Source organism: Romboutsia sp. 1001216sp1, from assembly GCF_039841805.1.
In the GTDB taxonomy this organism is placed as follows: domain Bacteria; phylum Bacillota; class Clostridia; order Peptostreptococcales; family Peptostreptococcaceae; genus Romboutsia_C; species Romboutsia_C hominis.
On record NZ_JBDPHA010000008.1, the window covers coordinates 1 to 15,207 of the forward strand.

15 protein-coding genes and 1 other annotated feature are annotated in these 15,207 nt (G+C 26.5%); of the genes, 8 read left to right on the forward strand and 7 right to left on the reverse strand.

Annotation, left to right across the window (positions count from 1 at the left end; all coding sequences use genetic code 11):
- The first annotated feature begins 162 nt into the window (after positions 1 to 162).
- Complete coding sequence (gene glpK, locus ABHC41_RS09075; protein WP_271892203.1) at positions 163 to 1,668, forward strand: glycerol kinase GlpK; 1,506 nt, start codon at positions 163 to 165, stop codon at positions 1,666 to 1,668.
- Positions 1,669 to 1,707: 39 nt separating this feature from the next.
- On the opposite strand, the gene ABHC41_RS09080 is transcribed toward glpK, so the two are convergent.
- Positions 1,708 to 2,055 carry a RidA family protein gene (locus tag ABHC41_RS09080; protein WP_271892201.1) on the reverse strand — a complete coding sequence of 116 codons (348 nt, stop codon included), beginning with the start codon at positions 2,053 to 2,055 and terminating at the stop codon, positions 1,708 to 1,710.
- A gap of 266 nt (positions 2,056 to 2,321) precedes the next feature.
- On the opposite strand from ABHC41_RS09080, the gene ABHC41_RS09085 reads away from it, so the two are divergent.
- Positions 2,322 to 2,897, forward strand: a complete 576-nt coding sequence (locus ABHC41_RS09085) for a DUF3867 domain-containing protein (RefSeq protein ID WP_092924868.1) — start codon at positions 2,322 to 2,324, stop codon at positions 2,895 to 2,897.
- Between the two features lie 69 nt (positions 2,898 to 2,966).
- Here the strand turns inward: ABHC41_RS09085 and ABHC41_RS09090 are convergent, their stop codons facing one another.
- The 3 genes from ABHC41_RS09090 to ABHC41_RS09100 all read right to left on the reverse strand — a co-directional run bounded on the left by ABHC41_RS09090 (position 2,967) and on the right by ABHC41_RS09100 (position 7,433).
- Positions 2,967 to 3,602, reverse strand: a complete 636-nt coding sequence (locus ABHC41_RS09090) for an isochorismatase family cysteine hydrolase (RefSeq protein ID WP_271892198.1) — start codon at positions 3,600 to 3,602, stop codon at positions 2,967 to 2,969.
- Between the two features lie 184 nt (positions 3,603 to 3,786).
- A complete protein-coding gene (locus ABHC41_RS09095; RefSeq protein WP_271892196.1) occupies positions 3,787 to 5,157 on the reverse strand; it encodes a YjiH family protein in 1,371 nt (456 codons plus the stop codon).
- Positions 5,158 to 5,212: 55 nt separating this feature from the next.
- Positions 5,213 to 5,428: a binding site (T-box leader), on the reverse strand.
- Between the two features lie 94 nt (positions 5,429 to 5,522).
- A complete protein-coding gene (locus ABHC41_RS09100) occupies positions 5,523 to 7,433 on the reverse strand; it encodes an ABC-F family ATP-binding cassette domain-containing protein (RefSeq protein ID WP_271892195.1) in 1,911 nt (636 codons plus the stop codon).
- Positions 7,434 to 7,749: 316 nt separating this feature from the next.
- Here ABHC41_RS09100 and ABHC41_RS09105 point away from each other — a divergent pair, with 316 nt between their 5' ends.
- Genes ABHC41_RS09105 through ABHC41_RS09120 form a run of 4 tightly spaced genes read left to right on the forward strand, consistent with a single transcriptional unit; the run spans position 7,750 to position 11,152 of the window.
- Entirely contained in the window at positions 7,750 to 8,514 is a 765-nt protein-coding gene (locus ABHC41_RS09105; protein ID WP_271892194.1) for a sugar phosphate isomerase/epimerase family protein, read from the forward strand.
- A 34-nt stretch (positions 8,515 to 8,548) separates the two neighbouring features.
- Positions 8,549 to 9,787, forward strand: a complete 1,239-nt coding sequence (locus ABHC41_RS09110) for a competence/damage-inducible protein A (RefSeq protein WP_271892192.1) — start codon at positions 8,549 to 8,551, stop codon at positions 9,785 to 9,787.
- A gap of 8 nt (positions 9,788 to 9,795) precedes the next feature.
- Positions 9,796 to 10,575 (forward strand): HAD family hydrolase, encoded by a 780-nt coding sequence (locus tag ABHC41_RS09115; protein ID WP_271892190.1) that lies wholly within the window; start codon positions 9,796 to 9,798, stop codon positions 10,573 to 10,575.
- A gap of 16 nt (positions 10,576 to 10,591) precedes the next feature.
- Positions 10,592 to 11,152: a DJ-1 family glyoxalase III gene (locus ABHC41_RS09120; protein ID WP_271892188.1), complete on the forward strand. Its 561-nt coding sequence runs from the start codon at positions 10,592 to 10,594 to the stop codon at positions 11,150 to 11,152.
- Between the two features lie 81 nt (positions 11,153 to 11,233).
- On the opposite strand, the gene ABHC41_RS09125 is transcribed toward ABHC41_RS09120, so the two are convergent.
- Positions 11,234 to 12,175, reverse strand: coding sequence for a TIGR01212 family radical SAM protein (locus ABHC41_RS09125; protein ID WP_092924880.1), 942 nt, complete (start codon positions 12,173 to 12,175; stop codon positions 11,234 to 11,236).
- Between the two features lie 179 nt (positions 12,176 to 12,354).
- Here ABHC41_RS09125 and ABHC41_RS09130 point away from each other — a divergent pair, with 179 nt between their 5' ends.
- Positions 12,355 to 13,653 (forward strand): VanW family protein, encoded by a 1,299-nt coding sequence (locus ABHC41_RS09130; protein ID WP_195237407.1) that lies wholly within the window; start codon positions 12,355 to 12,357, stop codon positions 13,651 to 13,653.
- 74 nt (positions 13,654 to 13,727) lie between these two features.
- On the opposite strand, the gene ABHC41_RS09135 is transcribed toward ABHC41_RS09130, so the two are convergent.
- Positions 13,728 to 14,285: a DUF308 domain-containing protein gene (locus ABHC41_RS09135; protein ID WP_195237409.1), complete on the reverse strand. Its 558-nt coding sequence runs from the start codon at positions 14,283 to 14,285 to the stop codon at positions 13,728 to 13,730.
- A 152-nt stretch (positions 14,286 to 14,437) separates the two neighbouring features.
- Here ABHC41_RS09135 and ABHC41_RS09140 point away from each other — a divergent pair, with 152 nt between their 5' ends.
- Positions 14,438 to 14,863 carry a DMT family transporter gene (locus tag ABHC41_RS09140; RefSeq protein WP_195237410.1) on the forward strand — a complete coding sequence of 142 codons (426 nt, stop codon included), beginning with the start codon at positions 14,438 to 14,440 and terminating at the stop codon, positions 14,861 to 14,863.
- A 129-nt stretch (positions 14,864 to 14,992) separates the two neighbouring features.
- On the opposite strand, the gene ABHC41_RS09145 is transcribed toward ABHC41_RS09140, so the two are convergent.
- The gene (locus ABHC41_RS09145) at positions 14,993 to 15,136 is read right to left on the reverse strand and encodes a hypothetical protein (protein ID WP_195237411.1); all 144 of its coding nucleotides are present in this window, start codon (positions 15,134 to 15,136) and stop codon (positions 14,993 to 14,995) included.
- Positions 15,137 to 15,207 lie beyond the last annotated feature (71 nt).

Sequence of the window (15,207 nt, forward strand, 5' to 3'; positions counted from 1 at the left end):
CATATAATTAAAAAAAAGGAAATAAATGAGTTATAAAAACTTGATAAATATATATAGTAGTATAAATTAACATAATCTCATTCTTTAATAATATAATTTAGCTATTTTGTTTATTGTGGTAATATATATGTATATATTCATTAATAAAGTAAGGAGATTAATATGGAAAAGAAATATATAATATCTCTAGATCAAGGCACAACAAGTTCAAGAGCTATATTGTTTGATGAAAATGGAGAAATAGTAAGTAAATCGCAAAAAGAATTTACTCAAATATATAAACAATCTGGATGGGTAGAACATGATCCTATGGAAATATGGGGAACTCAAAGTGGGGTAATGAGAGAAGTAATAGAAACTAAGGGTATAAGACCGGAAGAAATTGCTGCAATAGGAATAACTAATCAAAGAGAAACTACTATAGTATGGGATAAAAATACAGGAAAACCTATATATAATGCAATAGTTTGGCAGTGTAGAAGAACATCAGATATATGTAAAGAATTAAAAGACAAAGGATTAGAAGAAATAATAAAAGATAAAACAGGTCTTTTAATAGATGCTTATTTTTCAGCTACTAAAGTAAAATGGATATTAGACAATGTAGAAGGCGCGAGAAAAAAAGCAAATAATGGTGAATTACTATTTGGAACGGTTGACACTTGGCTTATATGGAATTTAACTAGGGGAAAAGTTCATGCTACAGATTACTCTAATGCATCGAGAACTATGATGTATAATATAAAAGAGCTAAAGTGGGATGAAGATATATTAAAAGAGCTTGATATACCAAAATCAATGCTCCCAAATGTATATCCATCTAGTTATGTATATGGACATACTGATTCTATGATGATGGCAGGTGCAGAAATTCCAATATCAGGATGTGCAGGGGATCAACAAGCTGCATTGTTTGGACAAACATGTTTTGAAAAGGGAAGTGCAAAAAATACTTATGGTACAGGTTGTTTTTTACTTATGAACATAGGTGAAGAAATAGTTAAATCTAGAAATGGTTTAATAACAACTATAGCTTGGGGGATAGACAATAAAATTACTTATGCATTAGAGGGAAGTATATTTATGGGAGGTGCCTCTATTCAGTGGCTTAGAGATGAATTAAGAATGATAAAAGAAGCTAAGGATAGTGAAAGTTATGCATCAAAGGTTGATGATACCAATGGAGTATATGTTGTTCCGGCATTTACAGGTCTTGGAGCACCTTACTGGGATATGTATGCTAGAGGAACCATTGTAGGTTTAAGTAGAGGAGCTAAAAAAGAACATATAATAAGAGCTACTTTAGAATCTATAGCATATCAAACTAAAGATGTATTAAATGCTATGGAACAAGATTCAAATATAAATCTTAAGTTTTTAAAGGTAGATGGAGGAGCAAGTAGCAATAATTTTTTAATGCAATTTCAATCAGATATATTAGATGTAAATATAGATAGACCAAAGGTTATAGAAACAACAGCACTAGGAGCTGCTTATCTGGCAGGACTTTCGGTAGGATTTTATAAAAGTAAGAATGATATAAAGGTTAAGTGGGGAGTTGATAAAGAGTTTACTCCTAAAATGGATAAATGCAAAAAAGAGAAGTTATATAAAACCTGGAAAAAAGCTGTAAAAAGAGCTATGGAGTGGGAAGAAGAAGAGAAATAAAAAAGATGGTATTAAACCATCTTTTTTATTTATGTTATATTACTCCTTTATAGCAGATACAACACTCATCTCAACAAGAAGACATTCTCTAGCCATCTTAGCTTCAACACATGCTCTAGCTGGAGCAAATCCTTCTTCAACCCAAGCATCCCAAACAGAGTTCATATCAGCAAAATCTTTCATATCTTTTATATATATAGTAACTGATAACATATGATTTTTATCTGAACCATACTTGTTTAATAAATCTTCTATTTTCTCTAATACTTTAGCTGTTTGCTCTTTTATATCACCTTCAGCATGAACTTGACCACATAAGTAAAGAGTATTATTGTGAACAACAGCTTTACTCATTCTTTCAGTTGTTTCAAATCTTTTTATTTCCATAATTTTACCTCCAAGTTAAAAATATTCTAATAAATCACATTACATATAAAAATATATCATATAAAGTAAAATTATTAAACAATTAAGTGAAATAAATTCCAATTCTAATATAGATAAACATAAGATGTATATGATGATAAGTTAAATAATAAATGGAGAGTTTTTATTTATTGAAATTGGTCAAATATATTATATAAATAATAATTTAAAACTATATAAATATGTTATAATCATATACAAGTAAAGATTTTTAAAGGAGGATAAATATGTCTGACGATAGAGTAATAGATTTTAACAATTTAAAAAACAAGGCTAAAGATTCTGATGTAGATAAGTTTGAACAGTATATATATAATTTATATTTTTCAGTAATGGATGGAAGTATGACAATGGCTGAATTTTCTAAGAAGATATTTGACTATATGAAGGATAATAATATATCTTATGAGAAGTTTATGAATATACAAAAAAAATTTATGGAAAGATATGGTATGAATCCTCAAGAAGTAGAAGATCAACTTAAAAATTTTGGAATAGATCCAGCAAATTTAGACATGTCTAATATTAGTGAAGAGAGTATAAATTCTATAAAGAATACAACATCATTTTATGAAAAATATGCTAATAAAATACAAACTAAAGGTTGTGTAACTACTTATATAAAAAATGATACAAATGATATAGAAGTTATAATAGATAAAGAAAAAGTTACATTATGTAGTAGTAAGAAAATAAATTTAGTTGATGCTGAGTTAAATGAATTTTTACTAGGATATAAAAATGTATTTAATAATAAAATAAAAGTAGTACTTTGTGAAAATTGTACAGAGTATGACTATTAATGAAAAATTTGCTTCATCTCATAATAAAAAAAGTGTATGATTAATTTTACTTAATCATACACTTTTTTATTAATAATTTATAGTTTTTACAACTTCTATCCCATTTTGTAGCATACTATTTAAAAATACCATGTTTAGAAGATTTGCAGGATGAACTTCGCTATCATATGTATCTACTAAATCAATAGGAACTATAATATTTTTACTTATATTATTTTGATTAAAGTATGACTTTAACGTTATTGCAAATTGATATACACATATATCTGTACAATCCCCTACAACTATTATATTTTTAGTATTTGAAAAATTTATATCTTTTAATGTGAAAAAGGCATTAGTAGAGTTTTTCGGAATAACTTTGATGTTTTCTATAGACTTAAGTTCATCTATTATATCGCTTTCAAAACTATCTAGCATACAGTGAGGAGGATAACTTAAAAGTTCTATAGAATCAGTAGTATGACAATCTGTAAAGGCAGTTATATTAGACACTTTATTAGATAAATATTTTGTAAAATTATAAATAGGATTTATCAAAGCATTTATCCTAGGTGAATAAAGGGAACCACCTTTTGCAAATCCATTATTCATGTCAACTATAAATAACTCAGTTTCATTTAGATTTAAATCATTAATATTTTTAGATTTAATATTATCAATATTGTTTTTAATAGATTTTAATTCATTTAATAGATTTTCCATAATACACCCCTTATATATAAACTAATTATAGTTATTTTACATATATATAATACAGGTGTCAAGACATAAAAGAGCTATCTTCAAAGTTGAAGATAGCTCTTTAGAGGAATTAGTTATCTGCTAAAGGGTCAAATACATTCCTCTTAATATATATTATGCACTTTATATATAAATTGATACTAATTTAGAATAATAGATTAGCTATTAAAGTTATAATTGGCAGTGCTATTGCTGTACGTATTAAGAAGATAATAAATAAATCTTTTAGGTTTAATGGTATATCTGATTTTAATATTACAGCTCCAGTTTCAGTTAAAAATATTAATTGACTTATAGATAAAGCACCTATTATAAATTGAGTTATTTGGCTAACTCCATCTCCAGATACCATAATAGATGGTAAAAACATATCTGTAAATCCGACTAATACAGCAGGAGCTGCTATATGAGCATCAGGTATTTGTAATAAGTTTAATACATAAACTATAGGTAAAGATATTATATTAAATACTGGTGTAAACTCTGCAGTTATAAGTGCTAATGTCCCCCAAGCCATAACTAAAGGAAGTAATCCTAAGTACATGTCTATAACAGTTTTTATTCCTTGTATTATAATAGTATTAAAAGAAGGTGCATTTTCTGCTCTATATAAAGCTTTTTCAAAAGCAAATTCAAAAACATTTTTACCACTAGGAACTAATTCTTCCTTTAAATGAGCCACTCCATTATAAGTAGAATTACTAAATTTATTTAATGGATATATACGAGGCATTATAAGTGCACAAGCTAGTGATGCAATACAAACTGTTCCATAAAATGGTACAAACATTGACATAAGCCCAAGTTGATCTGCTATAACTGTAGAAAATGGCAGTGACACTAAAGAGAAACAAACAGATATTATAACAGCTTCTTTAGTAGTGTAATAACCTTGTTTATACTGAGTGCTAGTAATCATAACTCCTAAAGTACCATCTCCTAGCCAAGAAGAAACAGCATCTACAGCAGCACGACCAGGAACTTTAAATAATTTATACATAAATTTAGATATTAAAGTTCCAAGTAAATCCATAAGACCAAAGTCAACCACTAAAGGTAAGAAGAAACCTGATACTAAAAATATTGCAAGAAGACTTGGTAAAAGTCCTATTATTGTTTGACCAGTAACATCAGATATTATAACTTTAGGACCTACATTAAATAAAGTCATAGTTATAAATATAGCACCAAGTATTCTACATAATAGCCAAAATGGAGAGACATTTAAAACACTATTTAAAAACTCATTTTTTATATTTATAAATTTACTCAATATAGATAAAATAGCAGAAGTAATAATAACAACTAAGGCTATGTTTAACATATAATCAGCAAAAACTATTTTTATAAGCTCAGCAATAAATCCTATCCCAATATTTATAGAAGATAATCCTTCTAAAGGAATCATACTACCATAAGGTAGTGGAATAACAAATAATAATAAACCAAATAATGACGGTATTAAAAATTTAAAAAAACTACTTTTCGATGTAGAACCTACTAAATTTCCTTGCATAAATCAAACCTCCTAAATTAAATTTAAATATTAAAAAAGTCCCTTGGTCAAAAGACCAAGAGACGAAAATTCCGCGTTACCACTCTTATTAATAATATATGCGCATATATTACTCACTTAAGTCTCGTAAGGTGAGATATCCCGATTATCATACTTAGTTTCAGATAATCTTCTCCAAAGCTCTCTTCGATTAAACTTCAATGCCAAGCTTCCACCATCCTCGGCTCTCTATAAAATTCATTTAATGTACTCTCTTTTTCATTGAATTTATATTATTTATTTTCTATAATCTTAAAATAAATAATTTTAAATGTCAACAATTTTATTTCGTAAAATTAAAATATTTAGAAAATTTTTATTAATAATTAGTTTTTGCTATTTTCTATTTCTTCGGCTAGATTATTTAAATACTCCCATCTCTCATATTTAAATTCTAGTTCTTTTTCAAGATTAGCTTTTTCATCAAGAAGTTCTTGAAGTTTAACAAAGTCAGTGGCATATTTAGTAGAATCACTTTCTAATTGTTCGATTTTTTGTTCTAATTTTTCTATATCAGAATCTATAGTTTCGAACTCTCTTTGTTCGTTATATGAGAACTTAAGTTTTTTGGCTGATTTAGGTTTTTCTTTCTTAGGAGTAGAGTTTTCTTTTATAATTTTTTCCTCTTCAAATTCTATACCTTGTACTTCCTTATAAACTTGATAATCACTATAGTTACCAGTATATATATGAATATTTCCCATACCTTCATATGCAAATATTTTATTACATATTCTATCTAAGAAGTATCTATCATGAGATACTGTTATAACAACACCTCTAAATTCATCTAAATAATCTTCTAGTCTATTTAGTGTTTCTATATCTAAATCGTTCGTAGGTTCGTCTAATAATAGTACGTTAGGTGCAGTCATTAGAGTTCTAAGTAGATGAAGTCTACGCCTTTCTCCACCAGATAATTTATTTATTAAACTATACTGAAGTGTTGAGTTAAATAAAAATCTTTCACACATTTGAGAGGCTGATATTTTACTTCCATCAGAAGTTTCTATATAATCACTTCCTTCTTTAACATAATCTATAGCTCTCATATCCGGATGCATGTGAGAGTCATCTTGTGAGAAACATCCAATTTTAACAGTTTCACCAACTTCTATATGACCACTATCAGGGCTTAATTTACCATTTAATATATTAATTAACGTTGATTTACCCATACCATTTTTACCAACAATACCTATTCTATCAGTACGAGCTATAGTATAGTCTAAGTTGTTTATAAGGCATTTACCATCAAAAGACTTAGATATATTGTGTATTTCTATTATTTTATTACCAAGTCTAGTAGAACCAACAGATATATCCATTTGCTCATCTGGTTTTATAATGTCTTGATTAACTAAGTCGTCAAAACGTTGAAGTCTGGCTTTTTGCTTAGTAGTACGAGCTTTAGCACCGCGTCTAACCCATGCAAGTTCTTTTCTCATTAAATTTTGACGTTTTTCTTCCATACTAGCTTCAAGTGCAAGTCTTTCCATCTTTTTTTCTAAGAATAAAGAGTAGTTACCATCATAACTAAATAATCTACCTTTATCTAATTCAATTATTCTATTAGAAACTCTATCTAAGAAATATCTATCGTGAGTTATCATTACTAGTGACCCACGTCTAGAATTTAGATATTCTTCTAAATAATCGATAGTTTCATTATCTAAGTGGTTAGTAGGTTCATCAAGTATTAATAAATCACAAGGAGTTATAAGAGCTGAAGCTAGTGATATTCTTTTTCTCTGACCACCAGATAGCTCTTTTACCTTTTGACTAAAATTAGTTATGCCAAGCTTTGTTAAAATCATCTTAGCTTCACTTTCTAAATCCCAAAGACCAAGCGTATCTATTTTTTCTTGTAGAGATATCAGCTTATTGTTTATATCTTCATTGTAAGTTTTATTAAGTTTATCAAGAGTTTCTTGATATTCTAATAAGAGTTTCATTTCGCTAGATGTACCTTTAAATACTTGCTGCAATACAGTGAACTCTTCATTGTAGTCAGGATTTTGAGGTAGATATTCAACTCTAACTCTATTAGCTTTAGTAACAGTACCACTATCTGGAACTTCAACTCCTGCTATTATTTTGAGTAATGTAGATTTACCAGTACCATTAACACCTATAATACCTATTTTTTCTCCTTCATTAATACCAAAGGATATATTTTCTAGCAATGTTTTTTCCGAATAACTTTTACATATATTTTCTAAAGTCATTAAATTCATAAAATCACCTAAATTCATATTAATTTTGATAATAGATTTTTTATTTAAATAAATCTATATAAGAGATTATATTTATGCATGTTTAATAAACTATTAAATATAGACATTAAAACCAAAAATAATCTATATAAATTACATGATGAGGTAAATAGTGCTTAACTAAATTAATTTTACATGTAAAAATAATAGAGTATAATCTATATAAAGAAGTGAAACTTAAAATGCATATAATATAATTTGAGAAAACATAATTATATTATATCTTATAAGTGTTAAATATACTAAGGTATTTTAAATAGAAAATGGGGGATAATCGATGGATATATATATATCACAATTAGATGAAACACAAAAGATACTTAACATTATTAAAAAATATAATGTAGGATTAGAAGTTGTTCAATTTGCAAGTCCTTATATACTTGATGATAAAGACATGTATTTAAAAACATATAAAGATGAAATAAAAGATATATATGGAAAAACTAATATATCAGTACATGGACCTTATGCAGATTTATCTGTAGGAAGCAGAGATAAAGATATAGCAAAAGTAACTAAAAAAAGATTAAATGAAGGGTATAATATAGCTAAAAAACTAGGTGCTAAAAAAATAGTATATCATAATGGATATACACCAAATACATACACTAAGGAAGAATGGCTTAATAATGCAATAACTTTTTGGAATGATTTTTTAGCAGATAAAGATGACAATATAGATATACATATAGAAAACACTATGGAAGAAGATTATCTTTTTATAAAAGAGTTAGTTGATAATGTAAATCATAAAAATTTTTCAGTATGCTTAGATATAGGTCATGTAAATGTATTTTCTAATATAAGTGTTAATGAATGGTTAGAAGGATTGGGAGGTAGAATTAAGCACTTTCATATACACAATAATTATGGGTTAAAAGATAGCCACAGTAGTATAGAAAGTGGTAATATAAATATAATAGAACTTATAAAATACATAAACAAAAATTTAAAAAATTCAAGTATATCTTTAGAAATAGTTGATACAAATGAACTAATAAATTCTTTAGAAATACTTAAAAAAAATGGATTATTATAGTATTAATAAAACAAAACTGGTCAGGGTGATGAAGATGAAAGCTGAAATAATAACAGTAGGAACAGAAATACTTCTTGGGGATATAATAAATACTAATTCTCAATATTTAGCAAAGGAATTAGCAAGCATAGGAGTAGATGTATACTACCAAAGTAGTGTAGGAGACAATGAAGAAAGACTTTTAAAATCATTTGAGGAAAGTTTAAGTAGAAGTGATATTGTTATAACTACAGGGGGACTTGGTCCAACTAGCGATGATATAACTAAAGAAGTGGCTTGTAAATTTTTTAATCAAACACAAGTACTTCATAAGCCATCACTTCAAAATATAGAAAAATACTTTAAAAAGATGAATATAGAGATAAGTGATAGTAATAAAAAGCAAGCTTATTTCCCAGAAAATGCTATGGTACTAGAGAATAAAAATGGTACAGCACCAGGTGCAATACTAAAAAATAATAATAAAATTATAATAATACTTCCAGGACCACCTAAGGAAATGAAGCCTATGTTTGAGGAGTTTGTTAAGCCATATCTACAAGATAAAACTAAAGGTGTATTAATGTCAAAGAATATAAAAATACTTGGTATGGGAGAGTCTTTGGTTGAAAAAAATTTAATAGATATTATAAAAGAACAAAATAATCCAACAATAGCGCCATATGTAAAAGAAGGAGAAGTTAGTCTTAGAATAACAGCAAAAGCTAAAACTAAAAATGAAGCAAGTAGCTTAATAGAACCTTTTGTAGATAAAATCAAAGAAAGGCTTGGAAATTGCATATATGCAGTAGGAGATATAAATTTAGAAGATGTTATAGCTACTATGTTAATAGATAAAAATATGACCATATCAGTAGCAGAATCTTGTACTGGTGGCATGGTAAGTTCAACTCTTATAAATTACCCAGGAATATCTAAAGTTTTCGTTGAAGGATGTGTTACATACTCAAATGAAGCTAAGATAGAAAGGTTAGGTGTTAAAAAAGAAACTTTAGATAAATATGGAGCAGTAAGTGAAGAGATTGCAAAAGAGATGGCTTATGGCATAGCAAGTAAATTTAATACTAATATCGGAATATCAACAACAGGTATTGCAGGTCCTGATGGAGGAAGTGAAAAAAAACCGGTAGGACTTGTATATATGGGTATATATATAAATGGTAAAACATATGCTATAGGTCAAATTTTTAATGGTGATAGACAAATGATAAGGTTAAGGGCTACTAAAACTATACTCAATGAATTAAGACTAAAATTATTAGAGCTATCTTAGGAGGACATATGATAAAGTATATATTTTGTGATTTAGATGGAACTTTATATAATGGACATATAGATGATAGAGATATTTATGAGATAAATAAAGTTCAGAAGGAAGATGTAGTATTTAACATAGCAACAGGTAGAATATTTCCACATGCATTAAATATTATAGATAATCAGATTGAAATAAAAGGTTACTATATATGCGAAAATGGATCTTATATTTATAATAAAGATAAAGAATTAGTATTTAAGGGTACTATAGATGATGAGATAGTTAGAAAAGTTATAGCTAGATTTGAGTCAAATGATGCAAAATTATATTTTAAGTATAATCAAACTGTAATACTATGCGAAGAATGTAATGTATTTAGTAAGTATACTAATAATTATATCCTTGATAAAGAATTTATCCATAGAAAAAGTTTTGATAATCTAATAGGAAATATAGGTGTAGTATCAGAAAATATAGAAGAGCTAAGCAAAATAGAAATAGACTTAAAAGCAGAGTTTAATGAAGTATTAGATATATATTTTTCATCAGAAAATACGTTAAATATTACTCCTAAAAACGTATCTAAGAGAAAGGGTATAGAGTATATATGTAAATCTTTAGGAATAAAAGAAGATGAAATAGCTACTATAGGTGATTCTCCTAATGATATAAATATGTTAAATGGAGTAAAATATAGCTTTGCAATGAAAAATGCTAGAGAGAGTGTAAAAGAACATGCAAACTATATTGTAGATAGTGTAGCTGAAGCTATAAAAATAATAAATGACATAAATTGCAAATAAGAAGGAGGACTACATAATGAAAAAAGTATTAGTTATGTTAGCAGATGGATTTGAAGAAATAGAGGCAATATCAGTGGTAGATGTATTAAGAAGAGCAAATGTTGTAGGTGATATGTGTTCAATAAAAAAAGAATACGTAAAAGGAACTCATGATATAGTTTTAAAATCAGATTGTAGTATAGATGATATAAATGTTAATGAGTATGATGCCATAGTGCTTCCAGGTGGTTTACCAGGTGCTACAAATTTAAAAGACGAAAGAGTTAAAGATTTTGTACAAAAGTTACATAAATCAGGTAAAATAGTAGCAGCAATATGTGCAGCACCAGAAACATTAGAAGAATTTGAAGTATTAAAAAATAGAAAATGTACATCTTATCCAGGATTTATAAAGGATAAATCTAGTGTATCTTATGTAGAAGAAATAGTAGTAAGAGACGAAAATATAATAACTAGTAGAGGACCAGCAACAGCCATTGAATTTTCTTTAGAGTTACTTAAAGCATTAGGGTATGAAGAAAAAGCGAAAGAAATAAGAGAGGAAATGTTAGTTAATTTTTATAATAAAAATGCTTAACAAAAATATTTAAAAAAGGATATGTAAACTTGCTAAAGCAAGTTTACATATCCTTTTTTTAGTAAATAAATATCTACAATTTTATTTATTATTAAATTTAATACCTTGATAAGAGTCACGTCTTTTTAGCTCTGCATCTATATCATTTAGCACTTCCCATTTTTTTAAACTCCATAAAGGCCCGACAAGTTCATCTCTTTTACCGTCACCTGTTAATCTATGAACTATCATAGTATCAGGAAGTATTTCTAGTTGATCACATACAAGTTTTATATATTCATCTTTATCCATTAGATTAAGCATGCCATTTTGAAGCATTTTTTCCATAGGAGTATCTTTTATTACATGAAGAAGGTGTATTTTTATACCATCAACACCCATATTTGCAACTGCTTTAGCAGTTTCCATCATCATATCATAATCTTCTCCAGGAAGTCCATTTATTATATGAACGACAACTTTTATATTTCTAGCTTTTAACTTTTCAACACCTTTTAAAAATTCTTCATAATCATGACCTCTATTTATAAGTTTAGATGTTTTATCATGAATAGTTTGAAGCCCTAACTCAACCCAAAGATTAGTCTTTTGATTTAACTCATCTAAATAATCAACAACATCATCAGGAAGACAATCAGGTCTCGTAGATATAGAAAGACCTATGACATCATCAAGTTCTAATATTGTTTCATATTTTTCTTTTAAAACCTCTAAAGGAGCATAAGTATTAGTATATGCTTGGAAGTATCCTATATATTTAGCTGATGGCCATTTTTTATGCATCATTTCTTTTATATCATTAAACTGTTTTATAAGATTATCCTTTGGATTTCCAGCGAAATCTCCAGAACCTTCTTTACTACAATAAGTACATCCACCATAAGAAACCTTACCATCTATATTAGGACAAGTAAAACCTGCATTTATAGAAACTTTGAAAACTTTCTCGCCAAATGTATTTCTAAGATAATAATTCCATGTATGGTATCTTTTGTTATCAAAAGCATATTTAAACTTCGTCAAATTTATCACCTTTTCTAATCAATATAATTTATATCTATCTATATTACCATAAAAAAAGTATATGTACAAACTAGAATAACTAGTCTAAAAATAAGAATTACAATACTGTTACATAAAATTTAGAATACAAATAACATCTCTTTAATAATATTTATTAACAAAGTATTAGGGGGGCAAAAATGAGTAGTAATAAAGAAGAAAAATCATATAAAGAGATAATAAAAGAATGCTTAAATACTATAAAAAGCAAAATAAATGGTATAACTAAAAAACAATGTATAATAATCATAGTTTTTTTTGTTATATCATTATGTGTGTGCATAAATATAGTTGTAGCTAAGTATGACAAAAGAGTTTACCCAGGAGTTAGTATATACCAAGAAGACATATCTGGAATGAATTATAATGAACTAAGAGAAAAGTTAGAGGTATTAAAAAAAGAAATAAATGAAAAAGAGGTGAAAATAAAAATAAAAAAAAATACATATGTACTTAGTATGAATGACATTGTATCAAATTATAATACAGATAAATTATATGAAGATATAGTTAATGAAAATAAAAATAAAAATATATTAGAAAAATTTATGACTATAATAAAAAACAAAGAAAAAAATTATAAGTTTAACATAGATATAAATGAAGATAAGATAGTAAGATGTGGATATATTATAGATAAAGAAAATTCTAAAAAGCCACTAGAACCTAAAGTAATTATAGACAATGAAGTTGTAACATTGAAAGAAGGTAAAACTGGTAAAAGATTAGATTTAAATAGACTTGTAAAAAATATTTTATATAACATTAATAATGAAAATATATACAGAGAGGACATGGTTATAAACTGTAAAGAAATAAATGAACTGCCTACAATAAAAATAAATAGTTTAAAGAATATTAATCATAAGATATCATCATACTCAACTTCATATGCATCAGGTGGAGGAAGAGGAGATAATATAGAAGTTGCAGCAAAAAAAATAGATGATTTATTACTTATGCCAGGAGAAGAATTTTCATATGAAAAAGCTTTGGGACAAATAGATAGAGAAAATGGATATAAAAATGCACCTGTAATAATAAATGGAGATTTAAAAGATGGAATTGGTGGTGGTGTATGTCAAGTTTCATCAACGTTATATAATACTCAATTAAAGTCTGGAATACTACCTACAGAGAGAAGAAACCATTCAAAGCCAGTTAGCTATGTGCCAAGAGGATTAGATGCTACATTAGCTACAGGGAGTATAGATTATAAGTTTAAAAATACTTTAGAATATCCAATAGTTATAAATACTAAAACAAGTAATAACTTATTAACTATAGAATTTTGGTCAAATGAAAAAGCTTTAGATGGAATAGAGTATGAAGCTGTAGGGTATTCTAGTGGAAAAGTAGCTAATACGTATTTGTATGGATATAATGAGAAAGGGAAAAAAGTATATGAAAAACATATAGATACTAGTGTATATAGATAAAAAGAGGAGAATGTCTCCTCTTTTTAATTATAAAATTTAATCAACTTTATTTATAATATAATCACATTAAATTTTTATAATATGTCAATATTTTTTAATTTATTACCTACTGATAATATACTAAAACCTATAAGTATCAATATTACTGATAATATAGAAACTATAAATCTAGATAAGAAAAATGGTGAAAATATTAATATAAATCCAAATATGACTTTAATTAAATTAAAAGTACCGAATCTATAGTAAGGGTTATTTTTATTTCTAATTAAGTTTATTATTTGAGAATATATTATATATATTCCAAATATTGAGGAGATAAAAATTTGAATTTTAGTAGGAAATACTATCAATAATATGGCAGAAATCAAAAGTATACATTGTATACCAATAAAAGGTTTAATTTCCTCTTTAGGAGCATATCTTCTAAGTTCATTTATATTCTTTAAATTTAAGTATGCAAAAAATAAAAGTAATAAAGAAAAAGCAAAAGAAAGTAGTTTAATTCCGATTCCTTTATTTATAAAAGATAAAACACCAAAGCCTATCAGTAATACTCCTATAATCATAAACTTAGCCGAGTTTTCTTTTTTATACATGTTACTAAAGTTTATATTAAACATTTGAAACATAGCTTGTCACCTCTAACATTATTTTATATAAATTTAAAGTAATTATAACAAAAAATAGATATTTATTAAATAGTGAAAAATAAATTGTAAGTAAGCATTAATAGACAAGCTATATCATAGATTAAATAGAGAACATTTAAAGGAGGGATATAGTGGGCAATTTAGGGGCGGTTTTATTTGCTATATTAGCAGGAGTTTCTACAGCAATAGAAGCATTTGTAAATGGAGAACTTGGAAAAAATACAACTGCATTAATAGCTACATTTATAAGTTTAGTAGTAGGAGCATTATTTTTTTTGATAAGTATATTATTAGCTGGAGATTTTAAGGATTTAGCTAATATAAATAGTATAAATCCTAAACTATTAATAGGTGGTATACTTGGTGGGTTAATTATATATTTTACAGTAAAATCAGTTCCAAGTTTAGGTGTATCTAATACATTAACACTTATAGTGGTATCTCAGATGCTAATAGGGTTTTTTATAGATGCTACTCTTTTAAAAGAAAGTATACATCTTTATAAATACATAGGAGCAATACTTCTTGTTACTGGTACTTTTTTTATATTAAGTTAATCTAAATATAAATTTAAAAACAAAAACTTAATTAAGAATAATAAAGCTATAAGTATATAAAATTATATATTTATAGCTTTATTAATTTTTAGATAGATTTATTATTTAAAATAATAAGGTATTATATATCTATTGTTCTTTTTCCCAAGCTATAATAACAAAATCTTTTTTAGTTATATTTTTTAATTCTTCCTCTATTTTTTTTATTGCTTTTTCTTCATCCTTAGATACATTTGCTATTTTATAGTTTGTATTGAAAGATTGATTATTCATAAATACCTCCATAAAAATTTATTCAAATATAGTATTTATAAATAAAAAGGATATATTTTAATGACTTATTT

What these genes read in the sequence shown, in the direction of transcription:
- ABHC41_RS09100 (WP_271892195.1), bottom strand. Translation starts at nt 7,433, where the DNA reads ATGAATTTAATGACTTTAGAAAATATATGTAAAAGTTATTCGGAAAAA.
- glpK (WP_271892203.1), top strand. Translation starts at nt 163, where the DNA reads ATGGAAAAGAAATATATAATATCTCTAGATCAAGGCACAACAAGTTCA.
- ABHC41_RS09085 (WP_092924868.1), top strand. Translation starts at nt 2,322, where the DNA reads ATGTCTGACGATAGAGTAATAGATTTTAACAATTTAAAAAACAAGGCT.
- ABHC41_RS09145 (WP_195237411.1), bottom strand. Translation starts at nt 15,136, where the DNA reads ATGAATAATCAATCTTTCAATACAAACTATAAAATAGCAAATGTATCT.
- ABHC41_RS09135 (WP_195237409.1), bottom strand. Translation starts at nt 14,285, where the DNA reads ATGTTTCAAATGTTTAATATAAACTTTAGTAACATGTATAAAAAAGAA.
- ABHC41_RS09105 (WP_271892194.1), top strand. Translation starts at nt 7,750, where the DNA reads ATGGATATATATATATCACAATTAGATGAAACACAAAAGATACTTAAC.
- ABHC41_RS09130 (WP_195237407.1), top strand. Translation starts at nt 12,355, where the DNA reads ATGAGTAGTAATAAAGAAGAAAAATCATATAAAGAGATAATAAAAGAA.
- ABHC41_RS09080 (WP_271892201.1), bottom strand. Translation starts at nt 2,055, where the DNA reads ATGGAAATAAAAAGATTTGAAACAACTGAAAGAATGAGTAAAGCTGTT.
- ABHC41_RS09090 (WP_271892198.1), bottom strand. Translation starts at nt 3,602, where the DNA reads ATGGAAAATCTATTAAATGAATTAAAATCTATTAAAAACAATATTGAT.
- ABHC41_RS09120 (WP_271892188.1), top strand. Translation starts at nt 10,592, where the DNA reads ATGAAAAAAGTATTAGTTATGTTAGCAGATGGATTTGAAGAAATAGAG.
- ABHC41_RS09110 (WP_271892192.1), top strand. Translation starts at nt 8,549, where the DNA reads ATGAAAGCTGAAATAATAACAGTAGGAACAGAAATACTTCTTGGGGAT.
- ABHC41_RS09115 (WP_271892190.1), top strand. Translation starts at nt 9,796, where the DNA reads ATGATAAAGTATATATTTTGTGATTTAGATGGAACTTTATATAATGGA.
- ABHC41_RS09095 (WP_271892196.1), bottom strand. Translation starts at nt 5,157, where the DNA reads ATGCAAGGAAATTTAGTAGGTTCTACATCGAAAAGTAGTTTTTTTAAA.